The sequence below is a fragment of the Faecalibacillus faecis genome (assembly GCF_003024675.1).
GTDB classification, from domain to species: Bacteria; Bacillota_I; Bacilli_A; order Erysipelotrichales; family Coprobacillaceae; genus Faecalibacillus; species Faecalibacillus faecis.
In genome coordinates this window covers 45,274-64,108 of sequence record NZ_PYLP01000003.1, presented here as the reverse complement: position 1 = coordinate 64,108, position 18,835 = coordinate 45,274, and the positions used below count along the sequence as shown (strand labels likewise).

At 30.5% G+C, this 18,835-nt stretch carries 17 protein-coding genes; 6 read left to right on the top strand and 11 right to left on the bottom strand.

What is annotated here, in order from left to right; genetic code table 11:
- Position 1: 1 nt before the first annotated feature.
- Positions 2-808 carry an HAD family hydrolase gene (locus C7U55_RS03695; protein WP_106987406.1) on the bottom strand — a complete coding sequence of 269 codons (807 nt, stop codon included), beginning with the start codon at positions 806-808 and terminating at the stop codon, positions 2-4.
- Positions 809-940: 132 nt separating this feature from the next.
- Between C7U55_RS03695 and C7U55_RS13750 the strand changes: the two genes are divergently transcribed.
- Positions 941-1,441 (top strand): Fic family protein, encoded by a 501-nt coding sequence (locus C7U55_RS13750; protein ID WP_204638394.1) that lies wholly within the window; start codon positions 941-943, stop codon positions 1,439-1,441.
- Positions 1,387-1,932 (top strand): Fic family protein, encoded by a 546-nt coding sequence (locus tag C7U55_RS13745; RefSeq protein ID WP_239985160.1) that lies wholly within the window; start codon positions 1,387-1,389, stop codon positions 1,930-1,932. Before C7U55_RS13750 ends, C7U55_RS13745 begins: the two co-directional genes overlap by 55 nt.
- 31 nt (positions 1,933-1,963) lie before the next feature.
- Here the strand turns inward: C7U55_RS13745 and C7U55_RS03685 are convergent, their stop codons facing one another.
- Positions 1,964-3,442, bottom strand: coding sequence for a 6-phospho-beta-glucosidase (locus C7U55_RS03685; RefSeq protein ID WP_106987405.1), 1,479 nt, complete (start codon positions 3,440-3,442; stop codon positions 1,964-1,966).
- Positions 3,443-3,602: 160 nt separating this feature from the next.
- Here C7U55_RS03685 and C7U55_RS03680 point away from each other — a divergent pair, with 160 nt between their 5' ends.
- Positions 3,603-4,493 (top strand): helix-turn-helix domain-containing protein, encoded by an 891-nt coding sequence (locus tag C7U55_RS03680; protein ID WP_106987404.1) that lies wholly within the window; start codon positions 3,603-3,605, stop codon positions 4,491-4,493.
- Positions 4,494-4,517: 24 nt separating this feature from the next.
- Here the strand turns inward: C7U55_RS03680 and C7U55_RS03675 are convergent, their stop codons facing one another.
- The 8 genes from C7U55_RS03675 to C7U55_RS03640 form a co-directional block, all read right to left on the bottom strand.
- The gene (locus C7U55_RS03675; protein ID WP_106987403.1) at positions 4,518-5,852 is read right to left on the bottom strand and encodes an MATE family efflux transporter; all 1,335 of its coding nucleotides are present in this window, start codon (positions 5,850-5,852) and stop codon (positions 4,518-4,520) included.
- A 69-nt stretch (positions 5,853-5,921) separates the two neighbouring features.
- The gene (locus C7U55_RS03670; RefSeq protein WP_106987402.1) at positions 5,922-6,782 is read right to left on the bottom strand and encodes a LysR family transcriptional regulator; all 861 of its coding nucleotides are present in this window, start codon (positions 6,780-6,782) and stop codon (positions 5,922-5,924) included.
- A gap of 59 nt (positions 6,783-6,841) precedes the next feature.
- A complete protein-coding gene (locus C7U55_RS03665; protein ID WP_022002075.1) occupies positions 6,842-7,216 on the bottom strand; it encodes a DUF956 family protein in 375 nt (124 codons plus the stop codon).
- A 32-nt stretch (positions 7,217-7,248) separates the two neighbouring features.
- On the bottom strand, positions 7,249-8,166 hold the full coding sequence (locus C7U55_RS03660) for a PTS system mannose/fructose/sorbose family transporter subunit IID (RefSeq protein ID WP_106987401.1): 918 nt from the start codon (positions 8,164-8,166) through the stop codon (positions 7,249-7,251).
- Between the two features lie 20 nt (positions 8,167-8,186).
- Positions 8,187-9,002, bottom strand: coding sequence for a PTS mannose/fructose/sorbose transporter subunit IIC (locus C7U55_RS03655; RefSeq protein WP_106987400.1), 816 nt, complete (start codon positions 9,000-9,002; stop codon positions 8,187-8,189).
- Positions 9,003-9,014: 12 nt separating this feature from the next.
- Complete coding sequence (locus C7U55_RS03650) at positions 9,015-10,007, bottom strand: PTS sugar transporter subunit IIB (protein ID WP_106987399.1); 993 nt, start codon at positions 10,005-10,007, stop codon at positions 9,015-9,017.
- Between the two features lie 301 nt (positions 10,008-10,308).
- Entirely contained in the window at positions 10,309-11,142 is an 834-nt protein-coding gene (locus C7U55_RS03645; RefSeq protein WP_106987398.1) for a PRD domain-containing protein, read from the bottom strand.
- A gap of 9 nt (positions 11,143-11,151) precedes the next feature.
- The gene (locus tag C7U55_RS03640) at positions 11,152-13,233 is read right to left on the bottom strand and encodes a PTS transporter subunit IIABC (protein WP_106987397.1); all 2,082 of its coding nucleotides are present in this window, start codon (positions 13,231-13,233) and stop codon (positions 11,152-11,154) included.
- Positions 13,234-13,347: 114 nt separating this feature from the next.
- On the opposite strand from C7U55_RS03640, the gene C7U55_RS03635 reads away from it, so the two are divergent.
- A complete protein-coding gene (locus tag C7U55_RS03635; RefSeq protein ID WP_106987396.1) occupies positions 13,348-13,572 on the top strand; it encodes a hypothetical protein in 225 nt (74 codons plus the stop codon).
- Positions 13,556-14,314: an SDR family NAD(P)-dependent oxidoreductase gene (locus C7U55_RS03630; RefSeq protein WP_106987395.1), complete on the top strand. Its 759-nt coding sequence runs from the start codon at positions 13,556-13,558 to the stop codon at positions 14,312-14,314. Before C7U55_RS03635 ends, C7U55_RS03630 begins: the two co-directional genes overlap by 17 nt.
- A gap of 572 nt (positions 14,315-14,886) precedes the next feature.
- Here C7U55_RS03630 and C7U55_RS03625 read toward each other — a convergent pair.
- Entirely contained in the window at positions 14,887-16,224 is a 1,338-nt protein-coding gene (locus C7U55_RS03625; protein ID WP_106987394.1) for an MATE family efflux transporter, read from the bottom strand.
- A gap of 495 nt (positions 16,225-16,719) precedes the next feature.
- On the opposite strand from C7U55_RS03625, the gene C7U55_RS03620 reads away from it, so the two are divergent.
- A complete protein-coding gene (locus C7U55_RS03620; protein WP_239985149.1) occupies positions 16,720-18,603 on the top strand; it encodes a glycogen synthase in 1,884 nt (627 codons plus the stop codon).
- Positions 18,604-18,835 lie beyond the last annotated feature (232 nt).

Here is an 18,835-nt window from a genome sequence, read left to right as displayed (position 1 = left end):
CCTACTCACTAAATAAAATTTTTAAAACATCTTCTAATCCATCATCTACAATAGATTTACAAACAATATTTGCTTTAGCTTTTAATAAATCACAGGCATTTCCCATGGCAACCCCTACACGACAAAATTCAATCATTTCTAAATCGTTTTCTCCATCACCAAAAGCGTATGTGTCATCTTGATCTAAATGATAATAATTAAGAACTTTTTGAATACCTGTTGCTTTTGAAATTGTTGGTGAATAAAATTCAAAAGCATTATCACTACCATGTTCATCAAAATTAATGACATAACCAAAATCATTTTTAATATAGTTTTCAATCTTTTCACGATCGTTATTTGTGACATTTGCTTCTATTTTAATCGCTCTTTTTAATACCTCATTACGATCAAACTTTGTTGTAAATAGATCTTTAAAATGTCCATTTTGAACAAAGAAGTTATAAAGTTCTTTATAAGAAGGATCAATGTATAAATGATTCGCTGTCGCAATCATATAATCACAATGAAGGTCTTCTAACATATTTGCTGTCTTTAAACATAACTCATAATCCATTCTATTTTCATAAATAGATTTTCCATCAATTTCTACATAACCACCATTATTTAAAACATAACCATCAAAAGTACCATCCCACCACTTTTGATCTAACATGGCTTTAGGACGTCCACTACAAATAAAGAGTTTATGTCCTTGTTCCTTTAATCTTTTTAGTTCTTTTTGTACACCTTGAGGAATTTCTTGAATACCACCATAAGACCATATTAATGTTCCATCAATATCAAAAAATAATACCTTTTGTTTCATAACGTTTCTCCTTTCGTTAATTATATCACAAATTAATAATCAATAATTTTCAAGAAAAGAAAATAGACAAATACGTAAGAAAGTACGCAAGATAATACGTATGATAGTACGTATGAAAAGGAGAAGTTAGAAATGAGTTATCAACCACCTTATACCATCACAAATCAAATATTAGCCTATGTATCTTCTATTTCTGAAAAAATAGGAAACATTTCAGCTACGCATAATTTAGAATCAAAGCCCCATTTACGAAGAAATAACCGTATTAGATCAATTCATTCGTCTTTAAAAATAGAAGCTAATTCTTTGTCTTTAGGACAAGTAAGAGATGTTATAAATGGTAAAATTGTTTTAGGTAAACAAAAAGAAATTCAAGAAGTAAAGAATGCTTTTGATGCTTATGAAAGAATAAAAGAAATAGATCCTTATGATATTGAAGAATTAAAAAAGTCTCATGGTATTATGACAAAATATGTTGTTGATATATCAGGTGAATTTCGTAATAGTGATGAAGGGGTTTTGATGATCGAGGACGTTGTATTTTTATTGTGCCATCCCCATATCTTGTTCCTTCACTTATGGATGACTTATTTAATTGGATGCAAGATGAAAAAGATAATACGCATCCTTTAATATTAAGTTGTATATTTCATTATGAATTTGTTTTTATTCATCCCTTTTGTGATGGAAATGGAAGAATTGCAAGATTATGGCATACAACACTATTATCTAAATGGAAACCAATCTTTGAATATATTCCACTTGAAAGTCAAATAGAAAAATTTCAAGATGATTACTATAGTGTAGTAGCTAAGTGTCATGTATTAGGAGAATCAACTTTATTTATTGAATTTATGTTAAGTCAAATAGATAAAATTTTAGATGATATTTCTAAACAAGTTAATGAAGATATTGAACAAATAGATCCTAATATAAAAAAATTACTAGATGTTATGGAAGATGATGTTTCCTATTCTAGTAATGAGCTTATGCAAAAACTTAATTTAAAAGCAAAAGAAGGATTTAGAAGAAACTATCTTCGTCCTGCGATAGATCAAAATTTGATTTATATGACAATACCAGATAAACCAAAAAGTAAAAATCAACGTTATATCAAAGTATAGTAAAAAAAGGAATCTTGCGATTCCTTTTGAATTAATCATCTAAAATAGAAGATCCATTTGTAGCGATCACTTCTTTATACCAATCATATGATTTCTTTTTAGAACGTTTATAAGTTCCATTACCATAATCATCAACATCTACATAAATAAATCCATAACGTTTAGACATTTGATTTGTAGAGTTAGATAATAAATCAATTGGTGCCCAAGTTGTATAACCCATTAATTCAACACCGTCTTCTTCAATAGCTTTATACATTTGTCTAATATGTTCTCTTAAATAATCAATACGATAATCATCATTAATAGACCCATCTTCTTCCACTGTATCTTTCGCTCCTAAACCATTTTCTACAATAAATAATGGTTTTCTATAACGATCATATAAATCAACACATGAAATTCTTAAACCGATTGGATCAATTTGCCATCCCCAATCAGAACTTGGAATATATGGATTTTTAATAGCTGTTTCTGTATTACCTGCACTCATTTCTAAGCCTTTTGTATCAGCAGCTACACAACTAGATGAATAGTAAGAGAATGAAATGAAATCAACAGGATATTTTTTCATGATTTCTAGATCTTCATCAGTCATTTTAATATTGAATCCTTTATTTTTATACATTTGTAATAAATATTTAGGATATTCACCATGAACTTGTGTATCGCTATAACAATAGATTTGTCTCATTCTTTGTTGTTGTTCTAAAAGGTCTTCTGGTTTACAAGTATATGGATAGTAAGTTAATTTTGTAAGCATACAACCTACTTTAGCGTCAGGAATATTTTCATGTGTCATTTTTACCGCTAAAGCACTTGCCACAAATTGATGATGCATTGCTTGATATTCAACTTCTTCAAATTCTTCTGGTTTGAATCTTGATTCAATAAGTCCCCCTGTCATAAATGGATGTCTAATGATTGAATCAATTTCATTAAATGTTAACCATAATTTTACTTTATCTTTATATCTTTTAGTAATAACATCAACATAACGTGTAAAGAATTCAATGGAACGACGATCATACCAACCATTATAGTCCATACAGAATGCTAGTGGTGGTTCATAATGGGACATAGTAACTAATGGTTGCATCCCATATTTTAAACATTCATCAAAGACATCATCATAGAATTTTAAACCTTCTTCATTTGGTTCTAATTCATCCCCTCTAGGGAAAATACGAGACCAAGCAATAGACATTCTATAAACTTTAAATCCCATACCTGCAAGTAAAGCAATATCTTCTTTATAATGATGATAAAAATCAATCCCATGGCGTTTAGGATAATAAACTTCATCATCTGTACTTAAAGCTTTTTCAATCATTTCATCAGAAATATCACATAAACCATGTGTATTTAATAAATCTTTCATAGATTTAGGATCAGTGAATAATTGTACATCACTACAACTTACACCTTTTCCGCCTTCTTTCCAACCACCTTCATATTGGTTAGCGGCAGTAGCTCCACCCCATAAAAATCCTTCTGGAAATTGTTTCATATTATGTTCTCCTCTTTTTATCTTATTTTCCTAATTTTATTATATCTAAATTACTTTTTATTTGTTTATTTTTTCAAAATATAAAAAGATATAAATTCTACTTATAAGAGGTGTTGTTTTCTATTTAAAATGATATGATTTGATTAAAGGAAGTGGTCATATGGATCTTATCAAAATAGGTAAATATATAGCTTTTAAAAGAAAAGAACAAGGCTTAACACAAAAACAGCTTGCTGAAAAGTTAAATATGTCTGATAAATCTGTATCTAAATGGGAAAGAGGTATTTGTTTACCAGACGTAACAGTCTATCTTGAATTATGTGAAATATTAGGAATAAGTATTAATGAGTTTCTGGCTGGCGAAGATATACCTAAAGAAACAATTGAACAAAAAGCAGAAGAAAATATTATTCAGATTACAAAAGATAATAAAAACAAACAAAAGTATCTAAAGAAAATTATAAGATTATTAATAGTTATGCTTGTTGTTTTCATATTTATTACAAGCATATTTATCTACCAAAAATTAACACAACCACAAAACTATATAGAACCTTATTTAGAAAAAAGCACAGAAATGCAAACGGCAAATATGCTTTCTAGTCATCCAGGGAATATTTTGTTATTTCATTATAATTCAAAAAAGAATTATGATTCATTAACTATGTATTTAACCCAATATCAAAAAGGTAAAAAGATATCTGATAAAGAAATCTGTACATTTTATAATAATCCTTCAAAAGGAACAAATACCGGAAATATTGCTTTAGTAGTTGATTATGAAGCTTCTACTTTGAAGATTATAGATGCTTTTGAAGATGGGTATTATGTAGCTGAAGGTATTTCATTTTTAGAAAACATTAGTAACTATGATGTTTGGGATTATGATAAAATTGAAGAAAAAACATCTATTAAATATAGTAAAAAACAAATGTTAGTGGCATTATCTTATGGAAAAAATCATGTCACATCTCTTCCTATAAAAGGGTTAGAAACAAACAAAAAGATAAAGAATGATTATACATGTATTCTTTCAATTAAGTTTAAGTAAAAACGTCATCACTTGGATGACGTTTTAATAATCAAATTTATTTTTTTTCTTCATAATGATAAAAATACTTACACAAATAATTGCTGATAAAATAGAACCTAATGCTGGTGTAAGACCCATAGGAAGCAAAGTATCAGGGAAAAGCTTAGAAGTAATATAAGCCCCAGGTACTCTTATTAAAACAATAGAGATTACATTATGAATAAATGAAATCATAGAATAACCATAAGCTGTAAAGAAACCACTAAAACAGAAATGAATAGAAGCAAAGACACAATCTAAAACATATCCTTTTAAATATTGACTACCATACATAATAACTGCAGCTTCACTTGTAAATAACGAAAGAATTTCCTTGGAAATAAATTGACAAGTAAGCGCAAAGAAAATTCCAAATCCTAAAGCAATAAAGCATCCATAGCGTAAAGTTTGTCTTGCTCTTTGATGTTGTTTTGTTCCAACACATTGTGCACAGATTGCCGAGATGGCAGATAACATACTTGATGGTACTAAGAATAAAAAGCTAATGATTTTTTCTACAACACCAACTGCCGCGGCAATATCAACGCCACGGCTATTGGCAATAATCGTAATAATAATGAATGATATTTGAATCAAACCATCTTGCATAGAAATAGGAAAACCAATTTTAAAGATATCTTTAATAATCTTTTTATGTAATTTAAAATGGTGTCTATGGATGACAATCAATTTTCTTTTAATAATTGCAAATAAAGCAACAATTACACTCATAAGTTGTGAAATCACTGTCCCAAATGCTGCTCCAACGGCATGCATATTGAAATAACCAATGAAAATAAAATCTAACACGATATTAAAAAAACAAGCAACTGCCACAAAATACATAGGGCTTTTAGAATCCCCTAATCCCCTAAAAATAGAACTAATAATATTGTAAGCAGTAATAAAAGGAATTCCGATAAAACATATTTTTAAATAAATCGTTGTTTCTTGAATCGCTTCTACAGGTGTAGACATAATAGAAACAATCGGATTAATAAAGAATAATAAAATCAAAGTAACGATCAGAGATAAAATCATAAAGATAATGATTGTATTTCCTACAGTCATCCTTTTTTCTTCTTCTTTTCTTTCACCAACATAACGGCCAATCATGACCGTTGAACCCATTGCAATTCCTACAAGCATAACAGTAATCATATGCATGACCTGACTTCCAATAGAAACCCCTGATAAAGAAGCGGCTCCATTGTATTGACCGACAATAAATAAATCAGCCATGCCATAGAATGTTTGTAAGAAATTAGCAAGTAAAAAAGGTAATGAGAAAGTAATAATATTTTTTAAGGCACTGCCTTTTGTTAAATCTTTTTGCATAACATCAACTCCTTGCTTTGTATTATATAGGATAAATGTTAAAAGATAAAACGAAAAAAAATGCTTAATCTAGCACTTTTTTTCATGGATATGTTGCAATAATAGATTTAAGTTCTCTGATTTATTTTGTTTTAAATAAACAAGATCTATTTTTTCAAGATCCGCAAAGTATTTACTAATATCCTCTAAATAGAACTGATTTCTATTTTCTACTTCTTTGGTAGGAAGGATTGAAAAACCTCTAGATAGATTAAGTAAAAGAAGTTGTTTAGGAAATTCTTTAACGTATTCTACTTTATTAAAAGTTGTATGATAAATTTTATAAAGTTCATCTTTACATAATTGATGATAGTTTTGATCTGTTGCTTTTGTAATATAGGGAACAGATTGAATGACCTTTTCTATTGTATGATATTTATGGATCAGTTCTTTTGAACAAACAAGAGAAACGTTTTCTTTAGATAAGGTTGTTGTTTCAATTGGATTGTTTTTGTAGAAAGAGAGCATGCTTGGAGAAATTAACGCATCGAGTTGATGCGCTTTTAGGCCTTCCATCAATTCATTTTCTTCAAGATAAGAATAAGAAATAGAAAGATGTGGGTATTTCTTTTCAAAGCTTTCAAGAATTTCAAAGTCTGTAAAATCTGTTGTTTTCATTCCTATATGTAAAGTATTCGTTTGTTGAATATTTTGACATAAAGTTTGATAAGAAGTATAAATGTTTTTCATTCCTTCATAGAACTGTTTTCCTTGCTTAGTAAGAGTTAATGTTCTATGTTCTCTTATAAATAGCTGTGTTTGGAGTTCTTGTTCTAAGACAGCAATGTATTTAGACATGGTTGTTTGTCCAATATGACAAGCGTTAGCTGCTTGCGTAAAGTTTTTATATTCAACAGCTTTAAAGAAATAATGTATTTTATTTAGATCCATAATATCACCTCTTTCATTATAACAAAAAAAAGGAGCAATGAAGCTCCTTTGCTCAATATTTATTTACGTTTGAATAATGATTTTAAACCACGAGAGATTACTTGAAAGAAACTAAGAGAACGAACCATATTATTTGGATCAACATAATTTCTAACAGCTCTTAATGTCTTTTTATTATCTCTTGTCGAAAAGATAAAGTTTCCGTTGTTTTTCGTAACAACTGCAAAACGAGGAATCCATTTTCCTTTAAACATGACACTTGCCATGATTTCTGTTACTTCAGACCAAGGAATTTGAATATAATCATTGACGTTTTTATCATTGTAATATTCAAAAGCTTCATCCCCGACTAACACTTTACCATAGTTTGCCATTCCTAAATAAGAAGTAGCATTAATTGTTAAATCGACTTTTTTATTTAATGATTGTACCATATATTCCCTCCATAAATATTGAACTTTTTAAATTACATAATTCCAGCTAAACGAGCTAAGATACCAACGATAAATAATGCAACGATAATAACGATTGGTGAAACTTTTTTCTTTAATAACCAGCAGCAAAGTAATGTAAGTAATAATGCTGCAAGACCAGGAATTAATTGATCTAAGTTTTGTTGTAAAGTAGTAACTTTAATTTTATCTAATCCAGTAGCTCCAAGGGAAGCATATTGAGATAAAGCTGATTTAATACCTTCAGCCCCACCTTTGATTTGACTCCAATCAATATAAGCACCTTCAGATTGAGTAACTCTAGAAACAACAGGAGTAAATGAAATACTTACCCAACGTTGAACTAAAGAACCGATAATGAACATACCTAAAATAGAAGCACCTTGAGTAATTTTACCTAATAAACCACCAGATAAATCTTTTGCGATAGAAGTACCAACTTTATATCCAAATTCTTGAGTATACCAAATAAATGCCATACGGATAATATTCCAAGCAAAGAAGAATAATAAAGGACCAACAATACTTCCACCTAAAGCAAGAGAAGCACCTAAAGCACCTAAGATTGGTCTTAAAGTGAACCAGAATACTGGGTCTCCAACCCCTGCAAGAGGTCCCATCATACCAACTTTAACCCCTTGAATAGCTTGATTATTGATTTCAGCACCATTAGCTCTTTCTTCTTCTAAGGCTAATGTAACACCCATAACTGGAGCTGAAACATAAGGATGTGTATTATAGAATTCTAGATGTCTTTTTAAAGCATCTGCTCTATCTTGTGGATCTTTGTATAATTTTTTGATAGCTGGGATAATTGAATAACACCAACCACCATTTTGCATACGTTCATAGTTCCATGATCCTTGAAGGAACTGATGACGCCAAGCAACTGATAAACGATCTTTTTTACTTAATTGAATTTTTTCTGCCATATTTCTTTCCTCCTTCAAGATTAATAGTCATTTAAAATATCACCTAATGGATCACCAGAACCAGTAGAACCACCATTACCAGAACCACCGTTTTCTTTTAATCCTAAGTAAATTAAAGCAATAGCAACACCTAAAGCACCTAAAGCGATTAATGTTAATTCGCTTAATGCAGCTAATACGAAACCGATAGCAAAGAATGGCCAAGTTTCTTTAGTTGACATCATATTAATAACCATTGCATAACCTACAGCGGCAACCATTCCACCACCAACAGTCATACCACCTGATAACCAAGCAGGCATTTGATTTAAAACACTAGTTACTGATTCAGCAGGAACGATACATAGTGCAGCAGCAGGAACTGCGATTCTGACACCTTGTAATAAGATACCTAAAATTTGATAGATTTCAATTTTACGGAAATCTCCTTTTTCAGCAGCACCATCCATTAAGTGAACTAATGGGATAGCGATTGTACGACAAATCATAGTTAAGAATAAACCAGCTACTGATAAAGGAATTGCAACAGCAATTGAAGTAGAGATAGCTGTTTGTGTATTAACAGTACCACCATTTAAACCTAAAACCATGATAATTGCAGAAGCAACAGAAGCTAAAGCAGCATCTGGAGCAACAGCAGCACCAACGTTTGCCCATCCTAAGGCAATCATTTGTAAAGAACCACCTAAGACAATACCTTCACTTAGATGTCCTGAAACTAAACCAATTAAAGTACACGCTACTAGTGGTTGATGGAATTGGAATTCATCTAAAATCCCTTCCATACCTGCTAATAATGCTACTAAAATAATTAACATAATAGTAATTGCAGACATTAAATTTTCCCCCTATTTCATATTTTGAAGTTCAGTCTTTGCTTTTTTAAGAAGACTGTCCATATTTTCTTTAGAATCAGCAGGTACTTTACGAACATCGAAAGTAACACCCATTTCTTTTAATTTTTCTAAAGTTTCAACATCTTTTTGATCCATAGCAATGGCTTTATTAACAACTACTTTACCAACTGAGTGAGCCATAGAACCAATATTCAACTCTTTAATATCAACGCCACCTTCAATAGCTCTTAAAGCATCTTGAGGAGTTTCAAATAACAATAAAGCTTTAGTAGCACCAAAACGAGGATCTTTAGCGACTTCGATCATCTTTTTGATTGGTACAACGTTTGCTTTAACACCTGGTGGTGCAGCTTGTTCAATCATTTGTTTACGTAATGCATCTTGAGATACTGCATCAGATACAACAATGATACGAGTTGGTTGAGTTGATTTTGTCCAAGTAGTAGCTACTTGACCATGTAATAAACGTGTATCAACACGAGCTAAGACATATTTAATATGTCCATCTCCAAGAACAGTTCCTTCAGGAATAGCCCCAGCAGGTGCTGGTTTTTCATCTTTTACTGCTTCTTCCTTTTTAGGTTCTAATTCTTCTGGACGAATGTTAACTCCGTCTCTAGCAACTTCACAGATATGAGTTGCGATTTCATGTGCGCTGTCAGTAGACATACGCATTGCATATGCTTCAATAAGCATTGGTAAATTTAACCCAGTAACGATTGCCCAATGATCTTCATGACCGTTAAGTAATAAGTTTGCTTGGTTGAAAGGAGTACCACTCCATAAATCAACTAAGAAAAGAACTTCGTCTTGATTTTCAAAAGTGGAAATAGCTTCTTCCATTTTTGCTCTTAAATCATCAGGACCTTCACTTGGTTGTAAAGTCACAGCTTTTACATCTTTTTGTTCACCGAAAATCATAGAACCAGATTGTAAAATTCCATTAGCGAATTCACCATGACTTGCAAGAATAATTCCTACCATATTTTTCCTCCCTCTCTTTAATTAACATTGAATAACAAAAAAGTAGGCCAACTATTTAAAAGAAGATACAATAAAGCTATTGCTCTTTTTTAAAATAGTTAATGCCTACTTAAAGTTACACACTATTGAATATTCAATTTAATTACATTGCTATACTAACACCAAAAAATGTAAGCGTCAATCATTTTTTTACATTTTGATGTTCTTTCATTATTTTTTATCATACAAAAAATAATGAAAAGAATAAAATATAATATAAAACAATCACAATTTATCAATAAATAAAAAAAGGAGTTTCCTCCTAATTTTGAAATGCACTTGATAAAATTCTTTCCAAATGTAAAGCAAGATAACCAACTTCTGATTCTGGTAATTCTTTATGAAGTACCTTTGATAAATTATCACACATTCTTATTGCTTGTTCATAAGCAAAAGGAAATTTATTTTTTGTAAATTCACTAATATCCATTTGTAATTGTTCATTAGTATTTAAACGAATGATTAGGAATTTAATATGATTCATTAAACGGGCATAAGAAATAGATTCAATATCAATTTTCATATTTAAATCCGTTTGTAATTTAATAATACTTTCATGAACAATACGAGCAGCTTCCATGGATTCTCCTACTTTATTAGAAGAAATTGCCGAGTGAATATGTAAAGTAATGAAACTTACTTCATCATTGTTGATTTCTTTATTAATAAAAGATTTAATTATTTCTTTTGATTTTAAAGCAACTTCATATTCATCAGGGAAAAGAAGTCGTATATCATAAGTAAATGGATTACTAGGCATGATATTTTCATCCATACGTTTGATTGTAAAATGAATATGATCAGCAAGTGGAATAAGAATATCATGATTTACTTTTTGAAATTTATTAGTTGCTTCTTTGATGATTTCAGCCGCAATTTCTAAATAAACCGGATTAATATAATCAATAACTTTCTTTAACTTATCTTTGGCTTGATAGTTTTTTTGCATCATATATTTTTTAGCTTGAGGTGGAATTTCAAAATGATCATTTACTTTTTTACCAAAACCAATTCCTTTAGCCAAAATAATAATTTCATTATTACCTTCTTTAGCAAGAATGGTATTATTATTTAATATTTTTAAGACTTGATACATTTTGTTCACCTACTCTCTTATTTTTAAAACTGTTTCGCCAATTTTTTTATTTCCATAAATCTTTTCAAGAGACCCTTGTCCTTTGGTTACGATCATTAAAAGACAATCATCTACCGCATTTTCTTTAATATAATGCAAATCTGCATTCCATAAAAGATCTCCTTTTTTGACCTTTTGATTTATTTTAACAAGAAGTTCAAACCCTTGTCCATTTAATTTTACGGTATTAATACCAAAATGAATCAATAATTCCATTCCATTATCCAATTCTATACCAATAGCATGTTTTGTAGGATAAAGCATGGAAATCGTTCCATCACAAGGAGAAACCACTACACCATGAAGAGGGCGAATCATTAAACCATCTCCTAGAAGTTTATGGGCAAAGATATCATCACTACAATCTTCAATTGGTAAAACTTCGCCATCAACAATATTCCCAATTTCTAAATCTGTTGTATGATAAACAATTGTTTTTTCTTCATCATAAGCTTCGGGGACGTTTTCAAGATAATCATCAATCTTTGTTTTTAAAGAAGAAGCTTTAGGACCAAAAATAATTTGAATTGCATTTCCCTGTAATAATACAGCTGCAGCCCCTGCTTGTTTTAAAGAAGCTTCACTTACTAATTCAGGTTCTTGTAAGGTTGCACGTAATCGCGTAATACAACAATCTAGCTCTGTAAAGTTATGGCGACCACCTAATCCTTTAAGAATCATTTGAACTTGAGGATCAATTAAGGATTGATCAAAAGAATAATCCATTTTCTTTTTATTAAAAATCGTTAATTTATTATCATCTTCTCTTCCTGGTGTTTTTAAATCAAATTTCTTAATTAAAAAACGGAATGAAAAATAATATAGGAAGAAATAAATAAGCCCAAAGATTACAATAAAAATCCAATGAGTTTTACTATTGCCTTGTAATACCCCAAAAATAACAAAATCAATCAAACCACAAGAAAAAGTAAAGCCAATTGTCACTCTTAAAGCTTGTGCTAAAACAAAAGCCGTACCCGCTAAAAAGACATCCACTACAAATAACATAGGTGCTACAAAGATAAAGGCGAATTCAATCGGTTCAGTAATTCCAGTCAATATACTGGTAAGAGCCGCTGATAAAAAGAGACTTCTTACAACTTTTTTTGATTCATCTTTAGCACATTGATACATCGCTAAAGCAGCACCTGGTAAACCGAAAATCATAATCATAAATTCACCAGAGAAATATTTTGCTGCTTCAACACTGAAATGTTTTAGGTTTGGATCAGCTAATTGAGCAAAGAAAATATTTTGAGCACCATGAACCAAGACCCCATTAACTTCCATTGATCCCCCAATAGCGGTTTGATAAAAAGGCGTATAGAAAACATGGTGTAAACCAAAAGGAACAAGAGCTCGTTTAACAATTCCATAAACAAAAGTACCTCCATAACCACTACTGGCAATCAATTGTCCAATCTTAAAGATACTTGATTGAATACTAGGCCAAATATAAAACATTAAAAAACCAATAAAAATATAAACAATTGTTGAAATAATTGGGACAAATCTTTCTCCTTCAAAGAAAGACAAAAAATTAGGTAATTGAATTTGATAGAAATGGTTATGTAAATAACTCACACCTAAACCAACAATAACCCCACCAAATACGCCCATTTGTAGTGACATTTGTCCACATACATTTATCAATGTTCCATCTACGGCATCAACTAAAACTTTATTACCATTAATAACACCATTAAAAGTAAGTAAACTATGAATTGTTGAATGCATCACAAAAAAAGCAATAATCGAAGATAAAACAGCGACTTCTTTTGATTTCTTAGCCATTCCTGAAGCAACAGAAGCGGCAAAAATTAACGGTAGATTATCAAAAATAGTTTGTCCAACAGCCATTAATAACGTTAATATTTGATTTAAAATTGTTCCATTTCCCAAAATACTTTCCATACCAAGTGAAGCAATCGTTGCTTCATTTGTAAGTGAACTTCCAATTCCTAAAAACATCCCTGCAATTGGAAGAACAGCAATAGGTAACATAAAACTACGTCCTATTCTTTGTAAAACACCAAAGACTTTTTTTCTCATATATTTCCTTTCCCATGGTTTCTTTGAAGAAACTATATCACTTCAAAGTGCGTATTTATATAAATATCAGTAAAAGTATATACTTTTTTTATACAAAATGATAGGAGAAAAAAGATGATTGCAGTGGATTTATTGAGTGAAATTTTTATTTTAATTGTATTAGGAATTTATTTGAAAAGGAATAACGTTATTGATGGACATACAGTGGATCAATTAACTGATTTAATTGTAAAAATATGGTATACTCACATACAATTTTGGGATATGAAAAAGATGGAGTTAAGCGCTTACATATGTTACTATATATCTAGGAGGATTTTTTATGGGAAAATTGGATAATAAAGTGGCAATTATTACAGGAGGAAATGCTGGCGTAGGTAAAGAAATCGCTAAATTGTTTGCAAGTGAAGGAGCAAAAGTTGTTATTTCAGCAAGACGTCAACAAGTCTTAGAAGAAGCAGCAAAAGAAATTGAAGAAGCAGGAGGAACTGTTTTATGTGTTCCTACTGATATTTCTAAAGTGGGTGATGTTAAAAACTTAGTAAGTAAAACAGTTGAAACTTTTGGTCAATTAGATATTTTAATTAATAATGCAGGTGTTTTAGATAAAGGATTAAATGCAATTGATCAAATTGATTATGATGATTTAAATAGAGTTATTGATATTAATCAAAAAGGAACAATGTATTGTATGTCAGAAGCTTTAAAAGTGATGAAAAGTGGAGCTTCTATTGTTAATATCTCAAGTGTTGCTGGACAATATGGTGCAGGTGGTGCTGTTTATGTATCTACTAAAGCAGCAATTATTGGGGTAACAAAACATGCAGCAATGCGTTTTGCTAAAGAAAAAATTAGATGTAATGTTATCTGTCCAGGAAGTATTACAACAGATATGGCAGCAGGATTAACACCTGATACAATGGATATGAAAATGATGGGTGCTATGTCAGCTCATAGTGATTTAACACTTCAACCTTGTAGTCCTTTAGATGTTGCAAAAGTAGCACTTTTCTTAGCAAGTGATGATGCAGCACCACTTACAGGACAAGTTGTTGTAAGTGATTATGGAGTAGATTTATAATATGTGAAACCGCACAATGTGCGGTTTTTAATTGATTTGTTTTTTAATCATTATATGAATGTTCTCCTCATGTCTAAAGACAGGGGATTATTGTTACCTGCCAACATTGTTGGCAGACAAGTTCATTTATGATAGTTCGTAGTGCAAGATAGGGGTATGCCATTACCCTTCCTAGAGCAGAATACAAGTTAGTGTATCTACAATTAATTTCATAATAGCAACATTACTTACCTTTTGATCATTAAATACGACTTCTTTACCCGCTACATTTTTCATGATTAATTGTAATTCTAACTTCTTTTTTCCTTATCTTCTATCAATTCAATATGACCTTTTCCCATAATATTTTGATATTTCATAGAATATTGACATGATGTTTTTCTTTCAACGAAATATATTAAATCGAGTTTCTTTCCTACTTTTGCAACATGAATGTTTATTATTATAAGTATAACAATAATTTAAATGAACAAAACACTGCTTTGATCTATAAAATCTAAACGGCAACATTGATTATTTTCAATGATTTCTTTTATTTAAATCTGTAATTTCTCGTTCTGTTCGTCGCATAACTATGCTCCAAAATGATCTTTTTTAAAATGTTTATAATAAATAATAAAGAGAAAGGAAGTTGTAAACCAAGTGATTGGATAAGAAATAACAACACCTTTTAATGTTGGATAATGAGGAGAAATAAAGGTTACCCAAGCAACACGCAAAACACAAATACCAATACAGACAAGAAGCATTGGTTTAAAAGATTCCCCACAACCTCTCATTGTTCCAGAAAAAATTTCTACACAACAGTAAGAAAAATAGAAAGGCATTAAAAAGAGTATTAAACTTTGACATTGATTAATGATGGCTGGATCAGATGAAAAGAGTTTTGTAATATAACTTCCCCCAAAACATAAGATCACACTTAAAGAAACTGCCATTGTTAAGGCAATCGCTAAAGCTGTTTTCGCTCCTTTTTGAATACGATCATAAAGATGAGCACCATAGTTTTGTCCTACAAAAGTTGTAATGGCGGCACCAATGGCTGCCATAGCCATCCAAAATAAAGCATCAATCTTTACATAGACTGACCATGAAGCAATAGTTTGAGTTCCAAAGGCATTAATATGTGTTTGTAAGACGATATTGGCGATACTATACATTGTTGATTGAATTCCAGCAGGAGCTCCAATTTGGACAATTTTCTTTAATACAGGTAAATGAAATTTAATTTTTGATAATGTAAGTTGATAGACATTTTTAGAAAACATTAGTTGAATTGTGACTAAAATAGCACATACTGTTTGAGCAATAAAAGTCGCAATCGCTGCCCCAGCAATACCTTTATGTAAAATAACAACTAAAACAAAATCAAAAACAACATTAACAATACTACAAATAATTAAATAATAAAGTGGTCTTTTACTATCTCCTACAGCTCTTAAAATTCCTGAACCAATATTATAAATAGCTCCAGGAATCATCCCTAAAAAGTAAAGTCTCATATAAAGACTGGCATCATTTAAAATATCATGAGGAACACCAATAGCATCTAAACATTGATAAGAAAAGAATAAACCAAAAAGCATCATGATAATTCCACTAACAATAGCAAGCATATATGAAGTATGGACTGCTTGATGTATCTTATCTTTATTATGAGCTCCATAATATTGAGCAATAACAACAGAAGCTCCAGTTGATAAACCAACATAGAAGTTAACAACTAAGTTTGTCAAATTCCCTGTTGAACCAACAGCAGCAAGAGCATTTGTCCCACAAGCTTGACCAACAATAATGGTATCAACGGTATTATATAGTTGTTGAAAAAAGCTCCCAATTAATATTGGAAAAAAGAAAAAAAGTAATTGTTTCCAAATAACTCCTTTCGTAAAATCTTGTGTTTTATTCATAGATTACCCTCCCTCTATAATAAAAAACACCAAAAGGTGCATTGTTTGAAATAATGGTATCACATAATTTTTGACAAAACAACCAAAGAAGAAACATCAAAAAGTCAAATAAAGTTCATATTTCTTCTTTATGATAATACACGAAAGGAGGAACAAGAACTTACTTAAACAAAACTTAATTATAAACTTCCCTTTTTAAAAAAGATAATAATAGATAATAGTAAAAAGCAGATCTTTTCCCTTCCCTTGGATCTGTTTTTTTGTGCATAATAAATACCTTTTATATAAACAACATTCATTGATTATGGTACAATAATTAAAAGGACATTTTGAATATGAAAGTAAATTGAAATGAAAGAATTTTTGTATGTATAAAATATTAAAAAGATACAAAAATCGCAAATTCTAATGACTATAATAGGAGATGTTAATAAGAGAAAATGATGAAGTTAGAGTTTTAAACATGATATTATTTTAAAGATGGGAGAAGAAAGTATGAGTAAAAAAACAGTTCAAAAAAGTAAGAAAAGAACAACAATAGCCAATAAAAAAAGAACAACGGGTGTAAAGGCCAATACGGTTGTTAAATCGGCATCAGTTACCAGTGAAAAGGTAACTGAAGTCAAACCAGTAGAAGTACCAAAAAAAGTTGATATTGTTGAATCAACACCAAAGACAACTGTTCAACCAAAAGAAACAAGTGAAAAAGTTGTTGCTGAATCAGCACCAGCTGTAAAAACAGCGCATGCTAAGAAAGCGACTACTAAAAAGACAACAACTGCTAAATCAACAACAGCTACAAGTAAAAAAACAACAACTGCTAAACCAAAATCTGTAAAAAGTGAAACACCTGTTGAAGCTAAACCAACAGAAGTTATTCAAGAAGTTCCTGTTGAAAAATCTCAACCAATTGATTTAGGACCTCGTAGAAGTGTTGCCTTTATTGGTTCAGAATGTTATCCATTTGTAAAAACGGGTGGATTAGGGGATGTTATGTCAGCTCTTCCAAAGAGTTTAGCTAAATTAAATATGGATGTTAAAGTTATTATTCCTAGATATAAATGTATTCCTCAAAAGTTCCAAGAAAAGATGGAATATAAAGGATCATTTTATATGGAGCTATGTGCAGATGGAAAACAATATTATGTAGGTATTATGGAATATCAAGAAGATGGTGTTGTTTATGATTTTATCGATAATGATGAATTCTTCTCGTGGGGAAATCCATATACGAATCTTATCGATGATATTCCTAAGTTCTGTTATTTTAGTAAAGCAGCTCTTGCGGCACTTAATTATTTAAATTGGACACCAGATATTGTACATTGTCATGATTGGCAAGCAGCTTTAGTTCCTCTTTATTTAAGAACAAGCTTTAAAGATACAAATGTAGGACGTGCAGGTGCTGTTCTTACAATTCATAACTTAAGATTCCAAGGTATCTATGATCGAAAAACAATTCAATATTGGTCAGATCTTCCTGATTATGTCTTCAATAAAGATTGTATGACACAAAATTGGTTAGATGCGAATATGTTAAAAGGTGGTATCACTTATTGTAATAAATTAACAACAGTAAGTAATACGTATGCTGGAGAAATTCAAACAGAAGAGTATGGTGAAGGTCTTGAAGAACATTTAAGATATCATAGTAGTAAGATTTTAGGAATTGTTAATGGTATTGACACAGATATTTGGAATCCAGCAACAGATAAACTTTTAGCTGCTCAATATGATAGCCAATCTGTTATCAAGAATAAAAAAGCGAATAAAAAAACACTTCAAGAATCCTTAGGATTAGAAGTTGATGATCATAAAATTGTTATCGGACTTATTTCGCGTCTTACAAATCAAAAAGGCCTTGATCTTGTTAATGATGTTATTCCAAGTATTATGGATGAACATACACAAGTTGTTGTTTTAGGTACAGGTGATGCGATGTATGAAGATGCTTTCCGTTATTATGAAAATAAATATAAAGGAAACTTCTGTGCATATATTGCCTACAATGAAAATGTCGCCCACAATATTTATGCAGGCTGCGATGCTTTACTGGTACCATCAAGATTTGAACCTTGTGGACTTACACAACTTATTAGTATGAGATATGGTTCTATCCCAATTGTAAGAGAAACAGGTGGACTTAAAGATACTGTTCAACCTTATAATCTATTTGATAATACAGGTAATGGCTTTACCTTTGATCGTTATGAAAGTGGACTTCTTTATGATGCAATCAATCGTGCTAAAACACTTTATTTTGAAAATAGAAAATATTGGGATGAAATGGTTGTTCGTGATATGAATAAAGATGTTTCTTGGCAACAAAGCGCAAAACAATACAAAGATATGTATGTAGAATTAACACCAAAATATTAAAGCAATTTAAAAATGCAATGTTATTTAACGTTGCATTTTTTTATCCCATAATTTTTGACAAAACAAACAAGAAAGTAACATGAAAAAGTTAAATAAAGTTCATAAAACTTATCTATGATAATACACGAAAGGAGGAACAAGCACTTACTTAAACTCAAAACTTAATTATCAATTTCCCTTTTTAAAAAATAATAATAGATAATAGTAAAAAGCAGATCTTTTCCGTTCCCTT